This window comes from Mycobacterium mantenii, assembly GCF_001667865.1.
In the GTDB taxonomy this organism is placed as follows: domain Bacteria; phylum Actinomycetota; class Actinomycetes; order Mycobacteriales; family Mycobacteriaceae; genus Mycobacterium; species Mycobacterium mantenii_A.
On sequence record NZ_LZJP01000130.1, the window covers coordinates 58,376 to 83,389 of the forward strand.

The 25,014-nt window shown below is 66.1% G+C and carries 28 protein-coding genes and 1 pseudogene; 15 read left to right on the forward strand and 14 right to left on the reverse strand.

The window, feature by feature from the left end:
• Together A5688_RS25525 and A5688_RS25530 are read left to right on the forward strand one after the other, a co-directional pair.
• Positions 1–975, forward strand: coding sequence for a quinone oxidoreductase family protein (locus tag A5688_RS25525; RefSeq protein ID WP_067914723.1), 975 nt, complete (start codon positions 1–3; stop codon positions 973–975).
• Positions 976–1,013: 38 nt separating this feature from the next.
• The gene (locus tag A5688_RS25530; RefSeq protein WP_067914721.1) at positions 1,014–2,219 is read left to right on the forward strand and encodes a PucR family transcriptional regulator; all 1,206 of its coding nucleotides are present in this window, start codon (positions 1,014–1,016) and stop codon (positions 2,217–2,219) included.
• A 6-nt stretch (positions 2,220–2,225) separates the two neighbouring features.
• Here the strand turns inward: A5688_RS25530 and A5688_RS25535 are convergent, their stop codons facing one another.
• Positions 2,226–3,554 (reverse strand): cytochrome P450, encoded by a 1,329-nt coding sequence (locus A5688_RS25535; RefSeq protein WP_067914778.1) that lies wholly within the window; start codon positions 3,552–3,554, stop codon positions 2,226–2,228.
• Between the two features lie 142 nt (positions 3,555–3,696).
• Here A5688_RS25535 and A5688_RS25540 point away from each other — a divergent pair, with 142 nt between their 5' ends.
• Together A5688_RS25540 and A5688_RS25545 are read left to right on the forward strand one after the other, a co-directional pair.
• Complete coding sequence (locus tag A5688_RS25540; protein WP_067834490.1) at positions 3,697–4,314, forward strand: TetR/AcrR family transcriptional regulator; 618 nt, start codon at positions 3,697–3,699, stop codon at positions 4,312–4,314.
• A gap of 104 nt (positions 4,315–4,418) precedes the next feature.
• On the forward strand, positions 4,419–4,631 hold the full coding sequence (locus A5688_RS25545) for a TOBE domain-containing protein (RefSeq protein WP_067834587.1): 213 nt from the start codon (positions 4,419–4,421) through the stop codon (positions 4,629–4,631).
• A gap of 1 nt (position 4,632) precedes the next feature.
• Here A5688_RS25545 and A5688_RS25550 read toward each other — a convergent pair whose 3' ends face one another.
• Both A5688_RS25550 and A5688_RS25555 read right to left on the reverse strand, forming a co-directional pair.
• Entirely contained in the window at positions 4,633–5,517 is an 885-nt protein-coding gene (locus tag A5688_RS25550; RefSeq protein ID WP_067834488.1) for an alpha/beta fold hydrolase, read from the reverse strand.
• A gap of 29 nt (positions 5,518–5,546) precedes the next feature.
• Positions 5,547–6,776, reverse strand: coding sequence for a sulfotransferase family protein (locus A5688_RS25555; RefSeq protein ID WP_067914719.1), 1,230 nt, complete (start codon positions 6,774–6,776; stop codon positions 5,547–5,549).
• Positions 6,777–6,804: 28 nt separating this feature from the next.
• Here A5688_RS25555 and A5688_RS25560 point away from each other — a divergent pair, with 28 nt between their 5' ends.
• Both A5688_RS25560 and A5688_RS25565 read left to right on the forward strand, forming a co-directional pair.
• The gene (locus A5688_RS25560; protein WP_067914717.1) at positions 6,805–7,380 is read left to right on the forward strand and encodes a TetR/AcrR family transcriptional regulator; all 576 of its coding nucleotides are present in this window, start codon (positions 6,805–6,807) and stop codon (positions 7,378–7,380) included.
• Positions 7,377–8,480: a DUF1214 domain-containing protein gene (locus tag A5688_RS25565; protein WP_067914716.1), complete on the forward strand. Its 1,104-nt coding sequence runs from the start codon at positions 7,377–7,379 to the stop codon at positions 8,478–8,480. The genes A5688_RS25560 and A5688_RS25565 overlap by 4 nt, the downstream gene beginning before the upstream one ends.
• Positions 8,481–8,501: 21 nt before the next feature.
• Here A5688_RS25565 and A5688_RS25570 read toward each other — a convergent pair whose 3' ends face one another.
• The 4 genes from A5688_RS25570 to A5688_RS25585 are packed head-to-tail and all read right to left on the reverse strand — an operon-like array spanning position 8,502 to position 12,393.
• Positions 8,502–9,581: an LLM class flavin-dependent oxidoreductase gene (locus tag A5688_RS25570; RefSeq protein WP_067914714.1), complete on the reverse strand. Its 1,080-nt coding sequence runs from the start codon at positions 9,579–9,581 to the stop codon at positions 8,502–8,504.
• The gene (locus A5688_RS25575; RefSeq protein ID WP_207546746.1) at positions 9,581–10,105 is read right to left on the reverse strand and encodes an SRPBCC family protein; all 525 of its coding nucleotides are present in this window, start codon (positions 10,103–10,105) and stop codon (positions 9,581–9,583) included. Before A5688_RS25575 ends, A5688_RS25570 begins: the two co-directional genes overlap by 1 nt.
• Positions 10,106–10,149: 44 nt before the next feature.
• Complete coding sequence (locus tag A5688_RS25580; RefSeq protein ID WP_067834476.1) at positions 10,150–11,256, reverse strand: fatty acid desaturase family protein; 1,107 nt, start codon at positions 11,254–11,256, stop codon at positions 10,150–10,152.
• 42 nt (positions 11,257–11,298) lie between these two features.
• Positions 11,299–12,393, reverse strand: coding sequence for a ferredoxin reductase (locus A5688_RS25585; protein WP_067914712.1), 1,095 nt, complete (start codon positions 12,391–12,393; stop codon positions 11,299–11,301).
• A 70-nt stretch (positions 12,394–12,463) separates the two neighbouring features.
• Here A5688_RS25585 and A5688_RS25590 point away from each other — a divergent pair, with 70 nt between their 5' ends.
• Positions 12,464–13,138: a TetR family transcriptional regulator gene (locus A5688_RS25590; protein WP_067914711.1), complete on the forward strand. Its 675-nt coding sequence runs from the start codon at positions 12,464–12,466 to the stop codon at positions 13,136–13,138.
• A 34-nt stretch (positions 13,139–13,172) separates the two neighbouring features.
• On the opposite strand, the gene A5688_RS25595 is transcribed toward A5688_RS25590, so the two are convergent.
• The gene (locus tag A5688_RS25595) at positions 13,173–13,526 is read right to left on the reverse strand and encodes a hypothetical protein (protein WP_067834471.1); all 354 of its coding nucleotides are present in this window, start codon (positions 13,524–13,526) and stop codon (positions 13,173–13,175) included.
• Between the two features lie 65 nt (positions 13,527–13,591).
• Positions 13,592–14,197, reverse strand: coding sequence for a GNAT family N-acetyltransferase (locus A5688_RS25600; RefSeq protein ID WP_067834469.1), 606 nt, complete (start codon positions 14,195–14,197; stop codon positions 13,592–13,594).
• A gap of 51 nt (positions 14,198–14,248) precedes the next feature.
• On the opposite strand from A5688_RS25600, the gene A5688_RS25605 reads away from it, so the two are divergent.
• The 3 genes from A5688_RS25605 to A5688_RS25615 all read left to right on the forward strand — a co-directional run bounded on the left by A5688_RS25605 (position 14,249) and on the right by A5688_RS25615 (position 17,715).
• Positions 14,249–15,346, forward strand: a complete 1,098-nt coding sequence (locus A5688_RS25605; RefSeq protein WP_067914709.1) for a F420-dependent hydroxymycolic acid dehydrogenase — start codon at positions 14,249–14,251, stop codon at positions 15,344–15,346.
• 281 nt (positions 15,347–15,627) lie between these two features.
• Positions 15,628–16,329: a GAF and ANTAR domain-containing protein gene (locus tag A5688_RS25610; RefSeq protein WP_067834465.1), complete on the forward strand. Its 702-nt coding sequence runs from the start codon at positions 15,628–15,630 to the stop codon at positions 16,327–16,329.
• A 93-nt stretch (positions 16,330–16,422) separates the two neighbouring features.
• Complete coding sequence (locus A5688_RS25615; RefSeq protein WP_067914776.1) at positions 16,423–17,715, forward strand: acyl-CoA dehydrogenase family protein; 1,293 nt, start codon at positions 16,423–16,425, stop codon at positions 17,713–17,715.
• A 10-nt stretch (positions 17,716–17,725) separates the two neighbouring features.
• Here the strand turns inward: A5688_RS25615 and A5688_RS25620 are convergent, their stop codons facing one another.
• On the reverse strand, positions 17,726–18,181 hold the full coding sequence (locus A5688_RS25620; protein ID WP_068268305.1) for a MaoC family dehydratase: 456 nt from the start codon (positions 18,179–18,181) through the stop codon (positions 17,726–17,728).
• 90 nt (positions 18,182–18,271) lie between these two features.
• Between A5688_RS25620 and A5688_RS28460 the strand changes: the two are divergent.
• Positions 18,272–18,379: pseudogene (locus A5688_RS28460) on the forward strand (alpha/beta fold hydrolase); the annotation flags it as partial.
• Positions 18,380–18,462: 83 nt separating this feature from the next.
• Positions 18,463–18,636, forward strand: coding sequence for a hypothetical protein (locus A5688_RS27855; RefSeq protein WP_165607504.1), 174 nt, complete (start codon positions 18,463–18,465; stop codon positions 18,634–18,636).
• 51 nt (positions 18,637–18,687) lie between these two features.
• On the opposite strand, the gene A5688_RS25625 is transcribed toward A5688_RS27855, so the two are convergent.
• The 4 genes from A5688_RS25625 to A5688_RS25640 all read right to left on the reverse strand — a co-directional run bounded on the left by A5688_RS25625 (position 18,688) and on the right by A5688_RS25640 (position 20,848).
• On the reverse strand, positions 18,688–19,350 hold the full coding sequence (locus A5688_RS25625; RefSeq protein WP_067827005.1) for a GAP family protein: 663 nt from the start codon (positions 19,348–19,350) through the stop codon (positions 18,688–18,690).
• A gap of 77 nt (positions 19,351–19,427) precedes the next feature.
• Complete coding sequence (locus A5688_RS25630; RefSeq protein WP_067913956.1) at positions 19,428–19,829, reverse strand: DUF302 domain-containing protein; 402 nt, start codon at positions 19,827–19,829, stop codon at positions 19,428–19,430.
• A gap of 50 nt (positions 19,830–19,879) precedes the next feature.
• Positions 19,880–20,494 carry a DsbA family protein gene (locus tag A5688_RS25635; protein ID WP_067827001.1) on the reverse strand — a complete coding sequence of 205 codons (615 nt, stop codon included), beginning with the start codon at positions 20,492–20,494 and terminating at the stop codon, positions 19,880–19,882.
• Between the two features lie 33 nt (positions 20,495–20,527).
• On the reverse strand, positions 20,528–20,848 hold the full coding sequence (locus A5688_RS25640) for a metal-sensitive transcriptional regulator (protein WP_067826998.1): 321 nt from the start codon (positions 20,846–20,848) through the stop codon (positions 20,528–20,530).
• A gap of 234 nt (positions 20,849–21,082) precedes the next feature.
• Between A5688_RS25640 and A5688_RS25645 the strand changes: the two genes are divergently transcribed.
• The 3 genes from A5688_RS25645 to A5688_RS25655 are packed head-to-tail and all read left to right on the forward strand — an operon-like array spanning position 21,083 to position 24,951.
• The gene (locus A5688_RS25645) at positions 21,083–21,514 is read left to right on the forward strand and encodes an MmpS family transport accessory protein (protein WP_067913953.1); all 432 of its coding nucleotides are present in this window, start codon (positions 21,083–21,085) and stop codon (positions 21,512–21,514) included.
• Positions 21,511–24,429: an RND family transporter gene (locus A5688_RS25650; RefSeq protein WP_067826992.1), complete on the forward strand. Its 2,919-nt coding sequence runs from the start codon at positions 21,511–21,513 to the stop codon at positions 24,427–24,429. The genes A5688_RS25645 and A5688_RS25650 overlap by 4 nt, the downstream gene beginning before the upstream one ends.
• Positions 24,430–24,453: 24 nt before the next feature.
• Positions 24,454–24,951, forward strand: a complete 498-nt coding sequence (locus tag A5688_RS25655) for a metallophosphoesterase family protein (RefSeq protein WP_067913950.1) — start codon at positions 24,454–24,456, stop codon at positions 24,949–24,951.
• Positions 24,952–25,014 lie beyond the last annotated feature (63 nt).

Below are 25,014 nucleotides of genomic sequence, written 5' to 3' on the forward strand. Positions count from 1 at the left end.
ATGCACGCAGTAGAGATCACCACGACCGGTGGTCCGGAGGTGCTCGACTACGTTGAGGTACCGGTGCCCGTACCCGGGCCGGGGCAGGTGCTGATCAAGGCCGGCGCGATCGGCGTGAACTTCATCGACACATATTTCCGGACCGGCCTGTATGCACACTCGCTGCCCTTCATCCCGGGCAGCGAAGTGTGCGGCGTCGTCGCAGCCGTCGGCGAGCGGGTGAGCAGGATCGGTGTCGGTGACCGGGTAGCCACCTCGGACGCCATCGGCGCGTACGCCGAATACTGCTTAGCACCATCGGATTTAGTGACCATCGTCCCCGATGGGATCACGTCAGAGGTGGCCGCATCGGCCCTCTTGAAGGGGCAGACCGCGCATCTGCTGATCAAATCGGTCTACCCGGTGCGCCCCGCCGACACGGTATTGCTGCACGCCGGGGCGGGCGGTGTCGGGTTGATCCTGACGCAATGGGCTACCAGCCTGGGCGCGCGGGTGATCACCACCGTCTCGACACCACAGAAGGCCGCGATGTCGCGGGGCGCGGGCGCCGTCGAGGTGCTCGACTATCCCGACGACCCCGACACCTTCGGCGCGAAGATCCGTTCGCTGACCGACGGCCACGGTGTCGCGGCGGCCTACGACGGCGTCGGCAAGTCCACGTTCGACGCCAGCCTGTCCAGTCTGGCGATCCGCGGGACGCTAGCCCTCTACGGAGCCTCCAGCGGTCCGGTTCCGCCCGTCGATCCACAACGACTCAACGCCGCAGGGTCGGTGTATTTGACCCGGCCGATGCGCACCCATTTCAATCGCAACTACGACGAATTCTCTTGGCGCTCCGGTGAACTCTTCGACGCCATCCAAGCCGGGTCAATCATCGTGACGACGGGCGAACGCTATCGTCTGCACGACGTCGCGCAGGCCCATCGCGACCTGGAGAACCGCAAGACGCACGGCTCGACGGTCCTCATCCCGTGATCGCGCGGCCCACGCGAGAGGCGGGCTAGGCTGCCGCTATGGCAGCCTCCGCGGCGGATCCGCAATTGGCCGAACTCGGCGCGGCCCTGCTTTCACGCGCCGACGAACTTGCCGACAGCATGGTGGCGCTGCTGCGGCGCGACGTCGGCTTTCATCGCACCGTGGCGCTGGTGACGGACGACCAACTGCGCGGGGCGATTCGGGTTCATCTCGATTTCATCCTCGGGATCTTCGGCGCCCCGGAACGCGATTACGACACCGCCGCGGCAGCCGCGACGGGCCGTAGTCGGGCCGCTGCCGGTGTCCCACTACCCGCGGTCATGGATTCCTACCGGATGTGCGCTCGGTTTCTCTGGGACGAACTGCGTGCGGAGGCGGGCCGGGCGCGGACGGTGACCGACGGCGGACTGGTCCGCGCCTCGTCCGCGATGTGGCTTGCGCTGGAAGAGTTCACTACCGCCATGGTCAGTGGATACCAGGAGGAAATGACACGCCGGCTGGTGGACCGCCAACAGGAGCGCTCGGCAATGGTGCAAGCACTGATCGACGGCCGGCTGCCAGACACCGTGGACCTGTGGAATACCGCTGACACTCTGCGTATTTCGCTACAAGGCCCGTACACCGTGGTGTGTGCTGAACTGTCCAGCATCGGCAAGTCGGTTTTGCCCGGCATCGAGAACCAATTGGCCGGGCGGGGAATCTCTTCTGCCTGGCGACTGCAACCCGACATCGAGATCGGCATCCTGCACCTTGGCCCAACCGGATCACTTGACCTCGTGGCCGCGGAACTGAGCAAGTATCCGGCCACTCGCATAGGGATCAGCCCGTCGATAATTGACCTCGAGCAAACCGCAAGCGCATTGCGCTACGCAAGGATCGCGATGACGGCATCGCGTCCCGATCGTGGACCGATCACCGTCTTCGACCGCGACGTCATCGCCGTCACCGCTGTGGCCGCCCCCGAGGTGATGGGCCGTATCGCGGCGAACGTTCTCGGTCCGCTCGACGATCTGGCCGATCACGAACGAGAAGCATTGCTCGACACCCTGGAGGCCTGGTTCGACCATGGAGGTTCGACCGAGCGTGCCGCACAGGCCCTGTACGTCCACCCCAATACGGTGCGCCAAAGGTTGCGCAAGATCGAGCATCGAACCGGACGCCTGGTCACCGAACCCCGCGCGGCGGCGGAATTGTGTATCGCCTTGGAAACCACTCGCCGCACCCCGCCACGCGGCGAAAACTGAGCTACGTCAAGCGGAACGGCGCCGGTGCAGCACAATCCGGCCGCCGTCCTTCGGGGTGAACGCCACCCCGCGGCAATGCCAAGGCTCATCCGGTGCGTCTGTCGTTTCAATAGTGCAGTGGCGCAACACCGTTCGAAGCACCACATCCATCTCCATATTGGCGAACGCCGCCCCGACACACCGGCGGGTGCCGCCGCCGAACGGCACCCAGGACAGCGCCGACGGTTTCGTTCCAATAAAGCGCTGGGGGTCAAAGCGCTTGGGATCGGGGAACACCTCGGGGTTGTCGTGTAGTTGCGCTATGCCGACGATGATCGAATAACCGCGCGGAATCCGCCACTCGCCGAGTTGAAAGGTCTCCGGGTAAACGTGGCGACCGGCGAAGTCGATCACCGTCCTCGCCCGCTGGACCTCCAGGATCGTCGCCTGACGAAGCTCGCTGCCGCCGTTGTCGGCCTCCTCGACGAGCGCCCTCAGCAGGTCCGGGTGCCGGCTGATCCGCTCGAACGCCCAGCCCAACGTGGACGCGGTGGTTTCGTGTCCGGCCGCCAGCAGGGCGAGCAGCTCGTCACCAATGTCCTTGCGCGACATGGCCGTACCGTCGTCGTAGGTGCTGCGCAGCAGCAGGGCGAGCACGTCGGTCCGCTCGGCGAAGTTGGGGTCCGCCCGCTCGGACGCGATCAACGTGTCGATGACCTTGTCGTACTGACGTCGCCACTCGTCCAGGCGCGACCACGGGCTGAACCGGCCGTAATTCCGTTTCGGCTTCGGCAGCGACGCCAGACGCGAGCCCAGGGTGACCCACGGCGGGATGAGCCGTCGCAGCTCGTCGAGTTCGGCTCCGTCGGCCCCGAAGACCGCGCGCAGGATTGCGTTCAGCGTGATCCTCATCATCGGTGGCAGCGTTGCGAAAGACTCACCCTGCGGCCAGCCGGCGATCTCGCGCAGCGTCTCCTCTTCGATGATGCTCTCGTAGTTCTTCATGCTCTTGCCGTGAAACGGCGGCGCCAACAGGCGTCGCCGGCGGCGGTGGTCGTCGCCCTCGAGCGCGAATACCGAGCCGTGGCCGAACAATCTGCTCAGATTGGGCTGGATGTTGCCGAGTTCGTCGGGGCTGGTGGTGAATATCTGTTTGGCCAGCTCCGGGTCACTGACCGCGATGACGCGCCCCCACATCGGGAGTTTCAGCGTGAAGACACTGCCATAGCGGCGCGATAGTCGCCGCATCATCGTGCGCCGCGACATCGCGAATCCAAGGCCCTGGAATACCTTGGGAATTCGGGCCGCAGGAGGCAACTTGACTGCGGCCGGCGGGGCGGCGACTTGTTGGCGCATGACGATGACTTCTCCCAACATATGCCCCGGCAGCGGGGTGGTACGGCGATGTACCGCAGGTCCTTCCCGGTACGGTACTCTGAAGTACCAAGCCTGACAAGGTGCCGCACCCACCGAAAGGGGCGCCCGCGTGACACCAGCGGTGACAGCGACCGTCGCCGGCGCGGTTGCGGATGACGCACCCGCCGAGCCGGATCCATTTCGGCAACGGCTGCTCGACGGCCTGGCCACCTCGATCAGCGAGCGCGGCTATCGCGCCAGCACGGTCGCCGATGTCGTCCGCCACGCGCGCACGTCCAAGCGCACCTTCTACGACCACTTCGCCGGCAAGGAAGAATGCTTCCTCGAGCTACTGGCCGTCGACATCGAGAAACTCGGCGCGAAGATCACGACCTCGGTCGATCCCGAGGCCGACTGGCACGTGCAGATCCGGCAGGCGGTCGAGGCCTATGTCGGATACATCGAGGCTCGGCCGGCCATTACGTTGAGCTGGATCCGTGAATTGCCCTCGCTGGGTGCGGCCGCTCGGCCCGTCCAGCGTCGCGGACTGCAGTTGCTGTCCAGCCTGCTGATCGACCTCAGCGCCAGTCCCGGGTTCCGGCGCGCAAAGCTACCTCCGTTGACCCCGCCGCTGTCCGTGATCCTGTTGGGCGGCCTGCGGGAGCTGACCGCGCTTGCGGTCGAGGACGGGAAGCCGGTCCGAGAAATCGTGGAACCGGCCGTGGATGCGTCCGTAGCCCTGCTCGGGCCGCGGCATTAGCCCGTCGATCTCCGTAACCGAAGGTGTCGCAAGCCATCCGGCCTGCGCCTGGCAGCGCTAGGCTCTCCGCAGACCCCACCCGTTCCGACATGGAGGATCCTGCGATGCGGCTCTCGACCCGAAACCAGCTCAGGGGGACCATCACCGAGGTCGAACTCGGCACCGTGATGGCCGTTGTGAAGGTGACGCTTGACGGTGGCGATCAGGTGGTCACGTCGTCGGTGACCAAGGATGCCGCAACCGACCTCGGACTCAAGGTGGGGCAGCCGGCGACCGTGTTCATCAAGTCGACGGAAGTGACGATCGGCGTCGACTAGCTCAAAGTTTCAGGAACGCGCGCAACCGGTCGAGGACCAGGTCGGGCCGCTGGTCCACGATCCAATGGCCAACGCCGTCGACCAGCTCGACCCCGAAATCATTGATGCGATCGGCATATCCGTCGGTGAGATCGGGCGTGATCACGGGATCTTCGGTTCCCGTCAGCCAGCGGACCGGGACGTCGACCCGAGCATCGTTGTATTCGCCGCGCATCCATCGCCGCATCTCTTTGGTTTGGAAGCTGCGATACCACCGCGAACCGGCCTCCGCGTGGCCGGGCTGCTGCATGCACTCGAGGTACATGCGGGTGTCTTCCTCGGGCAGGGTGTAGCCACCCCCGACCCATGACCCGAGCATGCGGACGAACCGGGAGTTGGGATCGCTGATCACCCGCGGCCCGATGATCGGCAGCGAAATCGGGATCTGATACCAGAACCGCCAGATATTACGCAGCGTCGCAAGGCTCGGCTTCACCCACGGCGCAACGGTATTCACCCCGAAGAATCCGGTCACCTTCTCGGGATGGCGCAGCATCATGATGAACGCGACCGGCCCGCCCCAGTCGTGGGCCACCAGCTTGACGGTAGCGACGCCCAACCGCTCCAGCACCCCGGCCAAGTCGTCGGCCATCTCATCCTTGGTGTAGCTCGAGCGCGGCGCCGAACTCCAGCCCGAGCCGCGCAGGTCCGGACACAGCACCCGGTAGCCGTCGGTGGCCAGCGGTCCGATCAGCTCGTGCCATTCCCACCAGTTCTGCGGGAAGCCGTGCACCAGCATCACCGCCGGCCCGCTCGCCGGACCCGCGTCCGCGACATGGATCGTCACGCCGTCTCCCAGCTCGACGTACCTGTGTTCGACACCGTCCAGCGCGGGCATAGTGACCATGAATTCAGAACGTAGCGGCTCGGCAGGGGTTAGGCCAGGAACCGCTCGACATACGGCGCGAAGCGCTCCCGCAGGCTGTCCTCGTCCAGCCCGAACATCGCAGCGGACGTCTCCACGTTGCCCAGTCGGCCGCGGCGGTGGATCGACAGGTAGTCGGCGATCGGACGACGCGCCTCGTCGGTAAACGGTTCGCCGGCCAGGGCGTAGACCCGCTCGGCAACACCGAGTTCGTCGGCCATGAAGTCGTCGAACCGAACGTCGATCGAGCGTTCCGGCCCGATGGCGTCGCGGTCGCGGACGAGCGCGGTGAGCATCTGATCGAGGCGATCGATCCAGGAGTTGGCGATCTGTTTTACCGGCACCGGCGAGCGGTGCATGCGGGCGGAGTAGGTGATCATCGCGATCATCGACAGCGCCACCGGCACCGGGTCGCGGTGGGTGAACACGACGATGCTGTCGGGGAAGACCCGATCCAGCACCACTACCTGCTCGAGATGCTGGGGCGACTTGAGCAGCCAGCGCCGCCCGCCGCGCAGGAACTGCATCGCTTTGAGTTGCGTCGCGAGGTACCGGTAGTGCGGCGTTTGGTCGTGCGCCTGGTAGTAGTCACGCCAGCGGGGCACATCGGCGAGGGTCTCCAGCAGCATCGTTGACACGTCATTGGCCAGCAGCTGGATCTCTTCGTGCACGTGATCGGTGGTCATCTCGTGCATGAGCGCGAAATGTGGCATGACCATGTTGATCACCCCGACCGCGACGTCCATCCGAGCGCGCCGCGGATCCGGATCGACGCCAACCTCATTCGGCATCGGGAACGGCTCGACGCTTTCCCAGTACGGCATGGTGCGGAAGGTCGGCGGCGCGGCCAGCAGGTTGTGCAGGTGTGTGGTGCCGGTGCGGGGCAGTCCGGCGATGACCACCGGCGAGCGGAGTTCGATGTCATTGATCTCGGGATGTTTGCGCAGCAGGTCCGTCAGCAGCAGCCTGTTCTTGAGCAGCTGCAGCAGTTGTCCGTAGAAGTTCACGACGCCGGCGTCGTGCAGTCCGTCGATCTCGCGCAACGCCGCGAGATAGACGTCGAGGCGTTCTCGGTAGTCTTCGGGGCCGAAATCACGCAGACCGGTGTCGGCGCAGGCCTGCGCGTGCAGCGCGTCGGCATCCAGTGGGCACTGCGGGGCCATCGTGGCCATCATGTCGAGGACTTGCTGTCCCTCGGCGCTGAATCGGGGCCGGGCTAGGTCGTCGAGGCGAACGGTCACGCCGACTTATGTTACTCTGAGTTTCGTAATGGTAGTAGATTTTGGCCGGCCCCGTGATCCGCGCATCGACGGCGCGGTGTTACGCGCCACCGTGGAGCTGCTGGCCGAAACGGGTTATTCCGCGCTGCTGGTCTCCGCCATCGCCAAGCGAGCCGGCACCAGCAAGCCCGCGATCTATCGCCGCTGGCCGAGTAAGGCGCATCTGGTGCACGAGGCGGTGTTTCCGATCGGCGCCGCGACACAGATCCCCGACACCGGATCGCTGCCCGAGGATCTGCACGAGATGGTCTGTCGCGCAATGGCTTTCCTGACCACACCGGCCGCCAGGGCGGCCTTGCCCGGGCTCGTCGGCGAGATGGCGGCCGATCCGACCTTGCATTCGGCGCTGCTGGAGCGGTTCGCCGGCATCATCGGCGGCGGCCTCGGCGAGTTGCTGGAGCGGGCTACCGCCCGTGGCGAGGTGCGCGCCGACGTGAGCGCCACGGAACTGACCGAGGCCATCGCCGGCATCACGCTGATCGGCCTGCTCACCCGCCCCGGCGAACTCGACGATGCGTGGGTCGATCGCACCACCGGGTTGCTCCTGAAAGGAATCAGCGCATGACGCACCAATCGACGGACGCGTGGCAGGAATTGCTGAAAACGCTTGGCGAACTGGATCACTCGTTCCTCGAGGGCGACCGTGCCGTCACCGACGACCGGCATGTCGCCGACGGCTACCGCATGCTCGCCGCCACCCTGGGCGTGGCCCTGGACACCTACCTGTTCCCCGAACCGGGCCGGCCGCAGTTCGTCGCGGTGAACACTCCCTTCCGCCGCGACCGCCGCTGGGGCGGGGACAACACCGACGCCTACTACTTCGTCTGCCCGGTCGATCCCACCCGCCGGTACCGCATCAACGGGAATAAGGGTGACAGCGTGTACTTTTCGGTGACGGCCTACAACGAGCCCTCGCCCGGCGCCTGGTCCGATCGGGTCGTTTCGATCGTCCGCGACACCGATCTCGAGATCGACGCCGACGGCAACTTCTCCTTCGAATTCCCGGCCACGCCCGACGCGGCCGTGCTGATGACCCGCGACTATCAGGCCGATCCCCTGACCGGCCGCCCGGTGACGTGGCACATCGAGGCGCTCGACGAGCCAGACCCGATACGGCACGGCGACACCGAAACCGCGGCGCGTCTGCGCGCCGCGGCCACCTGGTTGCGGACCATGTTCGCCATTGTGCCGCTGGCGGTGGGGACCCGGGTCGACGATGAGCACGCCCTGGGACACGAAACCGCCCATGCCGCCAACGCATTCGCCGATCCCTACCAGGTTCCGGACGCGAACTTCGGCTGGTCGGCGCGCGACGCCTGCTACGCCTACGGCAGTTTTGTGCTCGACGAGGACGAGGCGCTGGTCATCACGCACCGCCCGCCTTCGTGCCGGTTCTGGAACCTGGTGGTGTGGAACCAGTTCATGGCGACCTTCGGCGCGGGCGATGCCAGGTGCTCCCTCAACGGCCACAGCGCCGTCGCCAACAGCGACGGCTCCGTGACGGTGGTATTGTCCCCCGTCGAAACGGCCCACCCGAATTCGCTTACCACGCTTGGCTATCCGCGCGGCAACCTGGCATTTCGCTGGTTCCTCGCCGACGGCGTGCCGCAGCGGCCGGAGGTGAAACTCGTCAAGGCGGTCGACGCGCCCACCGCGGTGACCTGAGGTGGATGGTGGCGACCCGCTTCACCCGGCTACGTCGCGCTCCCGATCGCCACTACGTTCGCGGACCAGCTCGATCGCCCGGCCCAACGTCTCCAGCTTGGCGTCCAGCGTGTCCCCCGCGGGATACATGCGCACGGTGTTCACGCCGGCATCGCGCCACACGGCAAGGCGTGCGGAGACCATCTCCTCGGTCCCGATGAGCGTGGTGGCCAGCACCATGTCGTCGGTCACCAGGGCGGCCGCGCGATCCCGGTCGCCGCGCTGCCAGCACTCGCGGACCTCGGCGGCGACGTCTGCCCAGCCCTGCCGGCTGTAGGCCCGGTTGTAGAAATTCGTGCTCGCCGAGCCCATGCCGCCAAGACTGAAGGCCAGCTCTTTCTTGCGACCCGCGACCATGCCACGCAATTCGTCTTCGTCTGCGGCGAAAGCGACTTCGGCGCCCTGGCAGATGTCGATATCGGCGCGGGTGCGGTTCGCGGCCGCCAGCCCGTCATCGAGGTGGGCGAAGTAGGCGTCGCCGGCGCCTTCGGGAACAAAGCTGGTGCCCAGCCAGCCGTCGCCGACTCGTCCGGTCAGCCGCAGCATCGCCGGCGACAGGGCGGCCAGGTACACCGGGATGGCGTGCTCAGCGCGAGTCGACAACCGCATCGGTACCGCCGCGCCGCCGGGCCGCGGGATCTCGAATTCGCTTCCTGCATAAGAGATTTTCCCGCCCGCGAACACCTGCCGCACGATGTCGACCGTTTCGGAGATGCGCGCCAGCGGCCGGCTGAACGAGACACCGTGCAGGCCCTCGATCACCTGCGGGCCCGAGGCACCCAACCCGAGCAGAAATCGCCCGTTCGACAGATTGGACAGCGTGATCGCGGTCTGGGCGACCATGACCGGCGACCGGGTGCCGACCTGAAAAACGCCGGAACCCAGCAGGATCCGCTCGGTCCGCGCCGCCAGGTAACCCAGCGCCGACGGCGCGTCCGCGCCCCACGCCTCGGCCACCCAGCAGACGTCGAGGCCCAGCTTCTCCGCCTCGACGACCAGCGCCACGACCTCGGCGACCTCGCTGCCGGCACCGGACAGCTCGACCGTCGTGGCGGTCCGCATCAATGGACCCCGTGTTCGGCCAGCCGTTTGATCGCCGCCAGGGTCTTCTCGATCGCGCCCTCGAACTCGCGCAGCCGCACGAACACGATTTTCTGTTCCTTGTCGGGCATCGACTCGAGGGCCACCGACAGCCCCGAGCGGCCCGGCCCCATCTGCATCCAGTAGTTCAGGACGGTGCCGCCGTCGCGGGGTACCAACCGGAATCGCCACTTCGCCGCGGGGTCGTCGGGTTCGCCGACGGCCCAGGCGAATTCGTGTGGCTGGTCGCAGGCGACGATCTGCGAGGTGCTGCTCCATTGCCCGAACGCGTCATGCTCGTTGTGTCCGATGAAGCGGGCACCGACCCGTGGGCCGTCGGATCCCTCGGCCCATTCCACCGCCTTCAGCTCGCTGCTGAACGCCGGCATCAGCGCGATATCCGAGACCAGGCTCCAGACCCGGTCCGGGTCCGCGTCGATCCACGTCGAGGCTTCCACTGTCGGGGTGTCCGCATACCGCGCGCCGGTCCATTCCACGGACCTCATTGTGCCCCTGTCCCGGCGCGAGGCAATGCCCGGACCGCGTTGGATTAGGCGGCGACCGGCTCGGACTCGGTGGGCTTGTCGGCGCCGGCTTTGGGCACCCATGAATCCGGGAAGGTCAGCCGGACGATCTTGCGGACGACGGTGCCGAACTGGCGCAGCAGTGGACCGCGGTTGTACGGGATGCCGTAGCGCTCGCAGATCTCCTGCACCTCGGGCGCGATCTCGGAGTAGCGGCGCGCCGGCATGTCGGGGAACAGGTGGTGCTCGATCTGGTGCGACAGGTTGCCGGATAGCAGATGAAAGAGCTTGCCGCCGGTGAGGTTTGCCGAGCCGAGGACCTGGCGGAAGTACCACATGCCGCGTGACTCGTCCTTGGTTTCCTCGACGGTGAATTCCTGTGTCCCGTCCGGGAAGTGGCCGCAGAAGATGATCATGTACGACCACACGTTGCGCATCAGGTTGGCCGTCAGGTTGCCGGTGAAGACGAACGGCGCGAACGGCCCGGCCAGCAGCGGGAAGGCGACGTAGTCCTTGAGGGTCTGCCGACGGGTCTTGCGCCAGATGGCCCGAAGGACTTCACGCTTGTCCTCGAGCCGGATCTCGCCGGAGCGGATGCGCTCGGTTTCCAGCTCGTGCAGCGCGACGCCGTACTGGAACAACACCATCAGCAGGAACGCGTAGAGCGGGTTACCGATGAAGTACGGCTCCCAGGGCTGGTCCTCGCTCATCCGCAGGATGCCGTAGCCGATGTCGCGGTCCATGCCCACGATGTTGGTGTGGGTGTGGTGCATGTAGTTGTGCGAGTGCCGCCACTGATCGGCCGGGCACGCCGTGTCCCACTCGAAGGCGCGGCCGGAGATGGCCGGGTCACGCATCCAGTCGTACTGGCCGTGCATGATGTTGTGCCCGATCTCCATGTTGTCCAGGATCTTCGACAGGCCCAGCATCGTGGTGCCCAGCAGCCAGGCCGGCGGCAGAAACAACAACGCCCGGCCACCGACTTCCAGCGCACGCTGGGTCTTGATGACCCGGCGGATGTAGTCGGCGTCCTGTTCGCCAAGTTCTGCCATCACGCGTTCCTTGATGGCATCGAGTTCACGGCCGAACGCGTCGGCCTGTTCGGGTGTGAGGGTGATCTTGTCGTTCGACATTGTTTGTCCTCCAAGCGTTTCTGTGGGCTGGGCGGCTTGTCGCTACAGCGACAGGTCCACGTCACCGACCGGAACGGACACGCAGATCTGCACGTCCTCATCGGGTGCGGTCGAGACCGCGCCGGTGACCAGGTTGCGCACGGTGCCGGCGGTTTTGCGCCGCGTGCAGGTGTGGCAGATGCCCATCCGGCATCCGTTTTCGGGTGACAGTCCCGCCGATTCGGCCTGTTCCAACAGCGACCGTCCGTCGTCGACGACGCCGACACCACTGTCGGCGAACGTGACCCGGCCACCCGACGGACTGGCCGGTGCGTCGAACACGGGCGGCACGAAGCTTTCGGTGTGGACGTTGTCGCAGTGCGCTTGCACGGCGTCGACCAGAGCCGGTGGCCCGCAGACGAATACCGCATCGGGTGACGGCATCGCGGCGGCCAGGTGCTCCGGGCCGAAACGTCCGGCGAGGTCGCCGTCGTCGGATCGCGTGTAGCCGTGCAGCACCCGCACCGAGGACATCGCGGCCAGCTCGTTGCGGTAGCAGGCCTCGGCGGGCGTGCGTGCGTAGTGGATGAAGGCAATCTCGCCCGGATGGCCCCGGGAGATCAAGGTGCGCGCCATCGACAACACGGGGGTGATACCGCTTCCCCCGGAGATGAAGAGAATGCGCCGCGGGCCGCCGGCCGGCAACGTGAAGTCACCGCCGGTACCCGTCAGACCGACCACCATGCCGCGGTGGGCGTGTTCGTACAGATAGTTCGAGACCAGGCCGCCCTCGTGCCGGCCGATGGTCAGCTCGAGGATGGCCGCGCCTTCGACGTTGGCGGGCGAATAGCAGCGGGTGTGCCGGCGGCCGTCGATCTCGACGGTGAGGTTGACGTACTGGCCGGCCTTGAGGGTGTGAGCGGACAGAAAGGTGTCGTTGGGGGTCAGGGCGAGGGTCACGCTGCGGGGCGTGGTCCGGCGCACGTCGGTCACTTTGGCGCGGGCTTCGCCCAGCGTCCACGTCGGCGCCACGAGTTCGGTGTAACGGTCGACGCCGTGCGGACCGGTCAGCAGGTTTAATAGCTCTGAACCCAAGACGCGCTGCCGGAGGCTCCGCGCGAGGACTCGACCGGAAGCTTGAGCGGTTTGAGTGAACATATGTACACCGTGCGACTAGAACGCCCATGTCGTCAAGGGTTTACTGCCGCTCTGTGGTAGGGTTCACATAGTGAACAGCCGTACTCCTAGCTCACGGGCGCGGGGCTCTGGCCGCGAACGCTCACGCGAGAGCAAGTCGCGTGAGGAGCGCAAGGAGGCGACCCGCCGGGCCATCATCGCCGCAGCGCTCAAGCTCCTGCAGGACCGCAGCTTCTCCAGCCTGAGCCTGCGCGAGGTGACCCGAGAGGTCGGGATCGTTCCGGCGGCGTTTTACCGGCACTTCGAATCGATGGAGGCCCTCGGCCTGGTCCTGATCGACGAGTCCTTCCGGAGCCTGCGAGACACCCTGCGTGATGCGCGTGCCGGCAAGCTCGACCCGAACCGGGTGATCGAGTCGTCCGTCGAGATCCTCGTCGCCAGCGTCGCCGACAGGCGCGAGCACTGGCGACTGATCGGCCGGGAACGCAACAGCGGCCTGTCGGTGCTGCGGTATGCCATCCGCACCGAGATCCGGCTGATCACCTCCGAGCTGGCCACCGACCTGGCGCGATTCCCCGGGCTCAACAAGTGGACCACCGAGGATCTCAACGTGCTGGCGACCCTGTTCGTCAACGCCATGATCGTCGTCGCGGAGGCCATCGAGGATTCGCAGAGCATCGAGGCGACCGAAGACATCCGCCGCCTCGCCGTCAAGCAGCTGAGGATGATCGCCACCGGCATCGCCGGCTGGCAGAGCACACCCTGACCGCGTCGGCCGCAGTAAACAGCCGAGCACTGACTTACTCGTCGACGACGTCGTAGAGCGAGTCGCCGTCTTCGGGCGTGCCGTCCACCTGGCCCCGGTGGGCGCGCCGGGGTCCGTCGTCGACCGGCTCCATGGCATCGGGAACGTCGGGCTCTTCGGCCGCCAGCCGCGCGTCGAGGGACTCGCCCTCGCGTTCTTCCCGGGCCGTCACGCCGAACCGGTTGGCCTCGCTCCAGTCCTCGGGCGGGTCGACCACGATGTCGCCGTCGTCGTTGCGCAATTCGTCCGAGTCGGTACCCTCGCTCGGGTTCAAGGTGTCACCCGGCCCGCCCTCTTCGGGAAAGTCCGCGGGATCCACCAGCTCGTCGGGCTGTGGGTCATCGCTCATGCCAAGACGGTTGCCCGCCGCGTCGGGGGGTTAAACGCGGGCGGAAGGCCATTGGGGTAAAGCCGCTAACGGGGAGGGCGCCACATGGCCCACAGGCTCGGACCGCCGTCCGGCAGCACCAGCTCGCGGGTGACGCTGAAGCCGAAACGCTCGTAGTAGGGCACATTTTCGGGCTTGCTCGACTCGAGGTAGGCCGGACAGTATTCGGCGTCGCAGCGATCCAGGCGCGAGCGCATCAGCGCCTGACCGAATCCCGTGCCGCGGACCCCGGGATCGCTGCCGATCACGGCGAGGTACCAGTGCGGTTCCTCGGGATGCACGCTCTTCATCAATTCCTGCACCGCGCGTCCGCGCATCGAGCGCAGGCCGAACACCCGGATGAACGTCGGCGTCATCGCCAGCTGCCCACCGGTCGTCTCTCGCCACTGGTCGGGCGGATCCCACAGCGCCGCCGCGCCGATACCCCCATCCGCGTGCGCCACCTCCACACCGCCGCGAGCGAGGTGGTGGTGGCGCGTCATCGTCGCGAACAACCGGGACAGATGCGCGGTCCGCTTGTCCTGGTCGGGAATCAGCCAGATCATCACCGGGTCGTCGTAGAACGCGCGGGCCAGGGTGCGCGACAGCGCGCGGACGTCAGCTCTGACTGCCGGGCGCACCTGCGGGGTCACCTGTGCCAGGCTAGTGGGTATGACACACCGCGTGGTGGGTATGCCCACCCGGTGACCGGCATCTCGCGGCGAGCATTCGCGCGGGCGGCGGCCGGCGCGGGCATGCTCGGATCCGTCGGTCTGGCGGACGGATGCGCGAAACCGGCTGGCGACCACAACAAATCCAGCGGCCCACCGACGCCGGCGGGCAAGGGGATTGGCCTCGTCCTCTCACACGAGCAGTTCCGCACCGATCGGCTGGTGGCACAGGCTCAGGCGGCCGAACAGGCCGGCTTTCAATACGTCTGGGCCAGCGACCACATCCAGCCGTGGCAGGACAACGAGGGCCATGCGATGTTTCCGTGGTTGACGCTGGCGTTGGTCGGCAACAACACCAGCCGCGTCTCATTCGGCACCGGGGTGACCTGCCCGACCTACCGCTACCACCCCGCCACGGTCGCCCAGGCATTCGCCTCCCTGGCGATCCTCAACCCGGGCAGGGTGTTTCTGGGTGTGGGCACCGGCGAGCGGCTGAACGAACAGGCCACCACCAACACCTACGGGAACTACGCCGAGCGCCACGACCGGCTGGTCGAAGCGATCGACCTTATCCGCCAACTGTGGAGCGGTTCACGAATCTCTTTCTCCGGCCGCTATTTCAAAACGAATTCGCTGAAGCTCTACGATGTTCCGACTACGCCCCCACCGATCTTCGTGGCCGCCGGCGGCCCGAAAAGCGCGAAGCTGGCCGGACAACACGGGGACGGGTGGATCACGCAGGCACACGATGTCACGAACCCAAAACTGTTGGCGGCCTTCGCTGCCGGTGCGCAAGCCGCCGGTCGTGATGTGGCCACGCTGGGCAAGCGCGCCGAACTGTTCGCGGTGGTCGGCGACACCGCCGTGGCGACCCGGGCCGCCACGCTGTGGCGTTTCACGGCCGGGGCGGTCGATCAGCCCAATCCCGTCGAGATCCAGCGCGCCGCGGAGGTCAACCCCATCGACAAGGTGCTGGCCGGCTGGACCGTGGGCACCGATCCGGCCACCCACGTCGGCGCCGTGCGGCGCGTCCTCGACGCCGGTGCCGTCCCGTTCCTGCACTTTCCCCAAGACGATCCCCTCGCCGCCATCGAGTTCTACCGCGCCAACGTCTTACCGAAGCTGGGCTGAACGGACCTCCGCTGCCGTTTCGGCGCCGCTACCCCTGGTATCCACATCCGACTCCGGGTGACGGTTGCGGCCACGCGAGTCCGCTCGGACGTTTGAAGACGCACGACGGCGAGCCGTATTTTGCTTCCCTCGGGGCCGCGATCGGGTCGTGGACCTCGGATAACCGGGAGTTTCGCGGCCAGACCCGCGGCGCCGAATCCTAGAGACCGTGCGACAGATGACCCCTAAACGTGGCTACGCGGGTTACGAGCAATGGGCAAATCATGCAGAATCGGGGGCCTATGGACGCTGCAGACCCAGAATCCCGGTACAAGCTCGCCGTACGGATGGCAGAGCTGGTCCGCGGGATGGCCGCTCCGCGCCGCCTCGAGCAGGTGCTGGCCGAGGTGACCGCGGCGGCGGTCGAGGTGATACCGGGAGCCGACATCGCCGGGGTGCTGCTGGTGAAAAAGGGCGGCGAGTTCGAATCCCTGGCCGACACCGACGGCCTGGCGTCGCAGCTCGACAAGCTGCAGCACGATTTCGGTGAGGGGCCCTGCGCCGAGGCGGCTCTGCAGCAAACGATCGTGCGCAGCGATGACCTGCGCAACGAACCGCGCTGGCCGAAATACGGCCCCGCGGCCGTGCAGCTCGGTGTGCTCAGCAGCATGTCCTTCAAGCTGTACACCGCGGACCGCACCGCCGGCGCGCTGAACCTGTTCGGTCACGAGGCCAACGTGTGGGACACCGAAGCCGAGACCATCGGCTCGGTGTTCGCCGCGCATGCCGCCGCGGCGATCCTGGCCGGAAGCCATGCGGAACAACTGTATTCGGCGGTATCGACTCGAGACCGCATCGGTCAGGCCAAGGGCATCATCATGGAACGCTTCGGCGTGGACGAGGTGCGCGCCTTTGACCTGCTGCGGATGCTCTCGCAGGAGAACCAGACGAAGCTGGTCGACATCGCCCAGCGGATCATCGACACCCGCGGCGAGCACGAATAGGTTCCCGCAGCCGAGGCGATCGCGCCGCTCTAGGATGGGGTGGCTTCATCAACGAGTCCGGCGCGGCGTTGCGCCGGGGATTGGTTGGCCACGGTGTGGGACTTCGAAACAGACCCCGAATACCAGGCAAAGCTGGACTGGGTCGAAAAATTCATGACCGAAGAGCTGGAACCGCTCGACCTGGTGGCGCTCGACCCGTATGACAAGAAGAACCCCGAGATGATGGCCATCCTGCGGCCCCTGCAGCAGCAGGTGAAGGATCAGGGATTGTGGGCTGCGCACCTACGTCCGGAGCTGGGCGGGCAGGGCTTCGGTCAGGTCAAGCTGGCGTTGCTCAATGAAATCCTCGGGCGTTCCCGCTGGGCGCCGTCGGTATTCGGCTGTCAGGCACCGGATTCCGGTAACGCCGAGATCCTCGCCCTGTTCGGCACCGACGAGCAGAAGGCCCGCTACCTACAGCCGTTGCTGGACGGCGAGATCACCTCGTGCTACTCGATGACCGAACCGCAAGGTGGTTCTGACCCGGGGATGTTCGTGACGAGCGCAACCCGCGACGGCGACGACTGGGTCATCAACGGGGAGAAGTGGTTCTCCAGCAACGCCAGGCACGCGTCGTTCTTCATCGTCATGGCGGTGACGAAGCCCGACGCACGCACGTACGACAAAATGTCACTCTTCATCGTCCCGGGCGAGACGCCGGGGATCGAGATCATCCGCAACGTCGGGGTGGGAGGCGAGTCGAAGCACGGTTCGCACGGGTACGTCCGTTACAACGACGTCCGGGTGCCGGCCGATCACGTGCTGGGTGGTGAAGGTGCGGCGTTCATGATCGCGCAGACGCGCCTCGGCGGCGGCCGCATCCACCATGCGATGCGCACGATCGCCTTGGCGCGCAAGGCTTTTGACATGATGTGCGAACGCGCCGTGTCACGCAAGACCAGGCACGGCCACCTCTCCGACTTCCAGATGACGCAGGAGAAGATCGCCGACAGCTGGATCCAGATCGAGCAGTTCAGGCTCCTGGTGCTCCGCACCGCGTGGTTGATCGACAAGCACCACGACTATCAGAAGGTGCGCCGCGACATCGCGGCCGTGAAAGTGGCCATGCCGCAGGTGCTCCACGACGTGGCGCAGCGGGCCATGCACCTGCACGGCGCGCTCGGCGTCTCCGACGAGATGCCGTTCGTCAAGATGCTGGTCGCCGCCGAGTCGCTGGGCATCGCCGATGGGGCCACCGAGCTGCACAAGATGACGGTCGCCCGCCGGACATTGCGCGAATACGAGCCGGTGACAACGCCTTTCCCCTCGGCCCATATCCCGACGCGGCGCGCCGAAGCGGAAGCACGACTGGCCGAGCGGCTGGAACACGCGGTCGCCGAGTTCTAGCGGCGCCGCGTCAGGCGACGAAACGAACCACGCTTTCGGCCACACACGCCGGTTTGGCCGAGCCGTCTATCTCGACGGTGGTTGCGATGGTCGCCTGCACGGCGCCGTTACCCACGTCGTCGACGCCGACCAACGAACTCTGCGCGCGCACCCGAGAGCCGACCGGGACCGGGGCGGGGAAACGAACCTTGTTGAGGCCGTAGTTGATTGCGAGCTTGATGCCATTGACGGTGTAGATCTGGTGCTGCAGTCGCGGCAGCAGCGCCAGGGTCATGAAACCGTGGGCGATGGTCGTGCCGAATGGACCCGACGCGGCCCGCTCCGGATCGACGTGGATCCACTGGTGATCGCCGGTCGCATCGGCGAACAGGTTGACGTCTTCCTGGGTAACGGTGACCCAGTCGCTGTGCCCCAGGGCCTCGCCCGCGGCCGCGGCAAGGTCGGTGACTGATTCGAAGGTGCGCATTGAAGTCTCTCCTTGGTTTCGGCTGCTAACAATAGCGCCGGGCATCGACGCCCCGACGATCCGGCCGAGGCACCGCCCGGTTTGTCCGAGGCGATACCCAACAGCGAGCTACGGATCATCGCCGACGGACCGCATGGCTGCCACATCAGCCACCCCGCCGAATTCAACGCGGCCCTGCTCGAGTTCCTGGCGCGCTGACCGGCCACCGGCGCGGTCCGGTTTCGCACGGGCTGTCGGGGGAATCCTCCCCGGAATCCGCGTCCACAGAAAAGGAAGCCGCTATGCCAGAGCACAAGGGCCACAAAGCCGAGGACGATGTGGAAGCTGAGACGCACCAGACTCAGTCCCGCGCCGCCGCGGGCGAAGAGGACGGCTCGTACGTGGGGGCCGCCGGTTCCGATGACACCTTCGACGCCGGCGAATCCGGCGCCGAAGCGCGCAGCCGACAGGACTGATCCGTGGCCGGGCGAGCCGGCCCGCCTAGTTTGGTTTTCGCACCCGGCGGTTCATGAGACGCCGTACAGCACCACCGCGATACCCACAATCACGAGTGTCAGGGCCGTTATCGCCCGATGCCGATCTTGGATCCACCCTCTCAGCCGCTCGAGGCGTTGGTCGATGCCTGGCCCCACAACAACGTAGGCGAGAATGGGCGCTGCGACAGTCGAATTCGCCAGGAGGGCGTAGTAAGCGACGGCGATCACCGCACTCGCGCCGGTGAAGCGCGCGGAGGCGATCTGCGTCCCCACCGCCGCGCTGGCAGCCAGCACCTTCGGATTGGCCAGCATCGGAAACAGTCCCATGCTGGCCGCCACCAACGGAGTTACCCTGCCGACCTTGGAATCCCACCGCGAGGCGTCAGCCGTTCGGGCGCGGCGCCACCACACCCGAACCCCCAGAGCCACGACGACCGCACCCGCAACCATGACCGCCCAGTCGGCCCACGGGGGGCCGGGACTGCGCAGCACGTCAAACAGCCGCGGAACGTGCATAAACGCGGTCGTGAGCACACCCAGTGAAGCCAGCCGGCCGGCGACGTACGCGATGCTGGACACATACGGCCGCTCATGGTGAACGAGCAGCACCAACGACACCACCATGGGCACGGGCGACAGCGCGATCACCATCGCGGGTGCAGTCAACTTCGCCAACACCAGCCCTGAAAGCATGTACGAGTCAACACCTTTCAGGTGGACAGGGCGCCGCGAGCGCGATGTCCAAGCGACGCCGGGGGTTCGGCAGCGGGCTAGCCTAGCGCGCTGATCGCCGCCTGCAGCTTGGCTGTGGCCTGGTCCGCGACGTCCTGCAACGCCCCCGCCTCCTCGGTCACCTTGACCATGACTTGGGGATCCATCGCCTCGACCAGTACCGCATCGCCGTCGCCGGCGGGGTCTGACCGCACCACCACGTTGCACGGCAATAGCTGGCCGATCTGGCGGTGGATGCCCAGCGCGCGATGCGCCAGCACCGGGTTGCAGGCACCCAGGATGAGATAGTTCTCCATATCCTCGCCGAGCTTTTGCTTCAGCGTGGCTTTCACGTCGATTGTGGTCAGGACACCGAATCCCTGCTCGGCCAGTGCCTTTGTCGTCCGATCCACCGCGTCCTCGAACGAGGTGTGAAGTGTGGTGGTCAATCCTGATGTCATCTGTTCCTCCTCATTTCAGCGTTGAACTACCCAGGAATCGCCCGAAAGGGCTAGGCCGCGCTGCGCGGCCGTTGCAACTGGGTGAACTGCGGGGTTGCAGCCAGGATGGCGACCGCATCGAACACCGCGGCGGCGTCCTCCTCGGCCGGTACACCGGTGAGCACCGGCCCGAAAAACGTGTGTCCGTCGATCCGCAGAATCGGGCTGCCGCCCGTCTCACCCAGCGCGTCTTGCGCTGCCTGATGCTGCTGCCGGATCCACACGTCCAACGATTCGTCCGAGACCGCGGCCGCTGCGCCGCCGCCGACCCCTACCGTCATCAAGACGTGCGCGATGAGTTTGGCATCGACAGGCTCGGAATGGTCGAAATACCGCTCGCCGAAGGCGAAATAGGCGGCGGCCCATCCGTCGGCGCCCCCGTCGCGGGCGACGGCGGCCATCAGTCGGCCGATTTGTTGCGAGTCACGCATCCGGGCCTGCTGCGGGGGCGGCAGTTCCCGTCCCTCGTTGAGGACCGCCAGGCTCATCAGTCGCCAGTCGATGGCCATTCCCGTCCGCTCGGCGACGGCGCGCAGCCAACGTGCGGTGTTCCATGAGAACGGACACACCGGGTCCAGCCACATCGTCACCTTCGGTTCGGTCTGATCGCGTTGGGTGGGAGACATCTGCCCTTTCCTCTTCTCCTAGCAACCGGGCGGTCAGGCCAGGCTCAGGAACAGCTTTTCCAGCTCATCCATCGACAGCGGTGACGCACCGGCCGGCCGGTCTTCTGATGACGTGATGCAGTCCCGCAGGCCGGAGGCGATGATCTTGAATCCCGCGCGATCCAGGGCCCTCGATACCGCCGCCAGCTGGGTGACGACGTCCTTGCAGCTGCGTCCCTGCTCGATCATCGAGATGACGCCCCCGAGCTGACCCTGTGCCCGGCGCAACCGGGCAAGGACCGCATCGATGTCACCTTGGTTATGCCCGGCGATGCCGCCGTCAATCGGCGCACCGCCGCGTACTTCGTTTGCCATGACTCCTTCATACCATACCCGGCGGGGTATATGTCGCCGCTTGACTCATACCCCCCGGGGTATGGTAATAATTGAGCTGCGGTTCACGCCACGGCCCCCGGGTACGCAGCACGCGACACCCGCAACATATGTCTGCCGCCCCCAAAGGCGGGGGCCAAATGGCCCTATTGGCTGTGCCGATGCGGGTCGAGACTCCGTACCAGAAAGACCAGGTCACGCGGGAAAGGAAACTCAATGTCCACGTTTCTCAGACGGGCTTGGGTGCCGCTCGTGGTCGTGGTGGCGGTTGCCCTCGGCGGTATCGCCGTCGACCGGCTCCGCGGTGTTTTCGGCTCCGACGCGATCTTCACCGCGACCGGCAGCAGCGCCGAACCGCTCGAGGCCTCGCATGTCAAGCGGGTGACCTACGAGGTCTACGGACCCAGCGGCACTACCGGAAGCGTGAGTTACCTCGACAAGAACGCGCAGCCGGAACAAGCGGACTTCACCACCCTGCCCTGGACCTTCACGGTCACCACAACCGTGCCGGCCGTGATCGCCAGCGTGGTGGCACAAGGCAACAGCGACGACATCGGGTGCCGCATCACCGTCAACGGCGAGGTCAAGGACGAGCGATCCACAGCCGGGCGTCACGCCCAAACTTCCTGTCTGGTCAAAGCCGGATGAACACCGACAACGACGCCCGTCCGAGGTTCATGCGGTTCGTCCACCGGTTCGCGTGGCCGATCATCATCGGATGGCTACTACTGACCGTCGCCCTCAATGTGCTGGTGCCGCCGATCGAGTCGGTCGCGCGTAACCACGCGGTGACGATGTCACCGCAAGACGCGCCGGCGATGATCGCCGCCAAGCGCATCGGCTCGACCTTCCACGAGTCGGACTCCGACAGCATCGCGATGATCGTCCTGGAGAGCAGCAGTCCGCTCGGTGACGAGGCGCGCCGCTACTACGACGGCTTGGTAAGCAAGCTGCAGTCCGACACCAAGCACGTGCAGCACGTTCAGAACGTCTGGGGAGATCCACTTACCGCCGCCGGTGTCCAGAGCCGCGACGGCAAAGCCGCTTACGTCCAACTCAACCTGGCCGGCAACCAGGGCAGCACCCTGGGCAACCACTCCGTCGACGCTGTGCGCAAGATCGTCGACAAGTCAGAGCCCCCCAAAGGGCTCAAGGTCTACGTCACCGGTCCGGCCCCGCTGAACACGGACATGAACGAGGCCGCCGACAAGAGCATGTTCAAGATGATGGGCGTCACGGGCGTGGTCATCATGATCATGCTGTTCATCGCCTATCGATCCATCAGCACGGTGCTACTGGTTCTCGTCATGGTCGGGTTCGAAATGGGCACGGCCAGAGGGCTTGTCGCGCTCCTCGGGAACAACGAGTTGTTGGGGTTCTCGACGTTCGTCGTTGCGATGCTCTCGTCGCTGGCGATCGCGGCGGGGACCGATTACGCGATCTTCCTCATCGGGCGTTACCAGGAGGCGCGTCAGGCCGGCCAAGATCGAGAAACCGCCTACTACACGATGTTTCGTGGAACCTCGCACATCATTTTGGGCTCCGGGTTGACCATCGCCGGGGCCACGTTCTGCCTGCACCTGGCGCGGCTGTCGTACTTCAAGGCGCTCGGCATCCCGTCCGCCCTGGGATTGCTCGTCGTCGTGGCGGGAGCGATGACCGCGGCCCCGGCCGTCGTTGCGGTGGCCACCCGCTTCGGCTTGCTCGACCCGAGACGGATGATCAAGACACGCGGGTGGCGGCGGATCGGCACCGCCACCGTCCGCTGGCCCGGTCCGGTCTTCGCGGCCTCACTGGTGATCGCGATCGTCGGCATCCTGATCATGCCGAGCATGAAGGTCAGCTACAACGACCGCTTCTACATACCCCACAACCTGCCGTCGAACGTCGGCTATGCGGCCGCCGAGCGCCATTTCAGCGCCGCCACAATGAATCCCGACATCCTCATGATCGAAGCCGACCACGACATGCGCAACAGCGGCGACATGATCATCCTGGATCGGATCGCCAAGAACGTCTTCAATTCGCCCGGAATCGCGATGGTGCAGAGCATCACCCGTCCGCTGGGTGGCCCGATCGAGCACACGTCCATACCGTTCCAGATCAGTGCCCAATCGATTCCGATCCGGCAGAACATTCAATTCATGAAGGACCGCTCGGACGACATGCTCAAGATGAGCGACGACCTCGGCGCCATGGTCGTCTCGATGCAGCGGATGCAGGGCCTGCTCGGGCAGATGAGCGGCGCGACCCATCGCATGGTCGGCGACATGCACGAGATGCAAGCCACGCTGGACGAGATGCGGGACCATCTGGCGGATTTCGACGACTTCGCGCGGCCGTTCCGCAGCTACCTGTATTGGGAGCAACACTGTTTCAACATCCCGGTGTGCTGGGCGTCGAGGTCGGTGTTCGAGGCGATCGACGGTGTGGACAAGTTCAGCGAGAACATGAGCACGCTGATCAAGGACGTGAACAACGTCGACGCGATATTGCCCCAGATGCTGGCCGAGTTCCCGCCGATCATCGCCGTCGCCAAATCCATGCAGGGGACGCTGCTCACCATGCACAGCAGCTTCTCCGGTCTGATCACGCAAATGTCCCAGATGACGGACACGGCCAGCGCGATGGGTCAGGCCTTCGACGCCTCGCGCGGTGGCGACTACTTCTACCTGCCGCCGGAAGCGTTCCAGAATCCCGACTTTCAGCGCGGTCTGAAGCTCTTCTTGTCGCCGGACGGCCGGGCCGCGCGCTTCATCATCACCCATGACGCGGACCCGGCGACGCCGGCGGGCATCTCCGCGGTGATGCCGGAACTGACCGCCGCGCATCAAGCGGTGAAGGGGACGACCCTGACCGGCGCCAAGTTCTACCTTGCCGGCACCGCGGCCATCTATCGCGACATCCAAGCGGGCTCCCATTACGACCTGCTGATCGTGGGGCTCGCGGCGCTGACGCTGATATTTGTCGTCATGCTGATCATCACGCGTGCGCTGGTCGCATCACTGGCGATCGTCGGGACGGTGCTGCTGTCACTGGGTGCCGCCTTCGGCCTGTCGGTTTTGGTCTGGCAGCACCTGCTCGGCCTCGAATTGAACTGGATCGCGCCGGTTTTCGGGTTGATCATCCTGCTGGCCGTCGGTTCCGACTACAACCTGCTGCTGGTGTCGCGGTTCCAGGAGGAGATCGGGGCGGGGCTGAAAACCGGCATCGTTCGTTCGATGGGCGAGACCGGTGGGGTGGTCACCTCGGCGGGCCTGGTGTTCGCGTTCACGATGATGTCGATGGTCGCCAGCGACCTGCGCTCGATCGGCCAGGCCGGCAGCACGATCGGTCTTGGGCTGCTGTTCGACACGCTGATCGTGCGCTCGTTGATGACGCCGTCGATCGCGGCGCTGCTCGGGCGGTGGTTCTGGTGGCCGCAACGGGTGCGGCCACGCCCGGCCAGTTCCATGCTCCGGCCCTTCGGTCCGCGTCGCCTCGTTCGCTCGCTTCTGCTGGGTGAGCCGACGGACGCGCCGACCGCCAAGCCCGAAAAGGCCCTGGCTCCGTCGGCGAGGTGACAACCGCGGGCGCAAGATGGGCGTGTGAGGCTGCTGCTGATTGCCGATACCCACATCCCCAAACGCGCCCGCGACCTGCCCGCCCAGTTGTGGGATGAGGTGGCCGGGGCCGATGTCGTCGTCCACGCGGGCGATTGGGTAACGCCGGAGTTCCTCGACGAGCTCGAAGGCCGGTCCGCCCGGCTGGTGGCCTGCTGGGGCAACAATGACGGCCCGGCGTTGCGGGCACGACTGCCCGAGCGCGCGGATGTGACACTGGCCGGGGTGCGATTCACGGTCGTGCACGAGACCGGCGCCACCACCGGACGCGAAACGCGCTTGTCTCGGCTCTACCCCGACAGCCAAGTGCTGGTGTTCGGGCACAGCCACATCCCGTGGGACACCACCACCGAGACCGGGTTGCGCCTGCTCAATCCCGGGTCACCGACGGATCGCCGCCGGCAACCGTTCTGCAGCTACATGACCGCGTGCGTCGAGGCAGGCCAGCTGACCGACGTCGCGCTGCATCGCCTCCCTAGGTAACGGGTACATACCGTATGCACAGCTTCCCCACATAGATAGCTCGGCTACAGAGGTATTATGGGT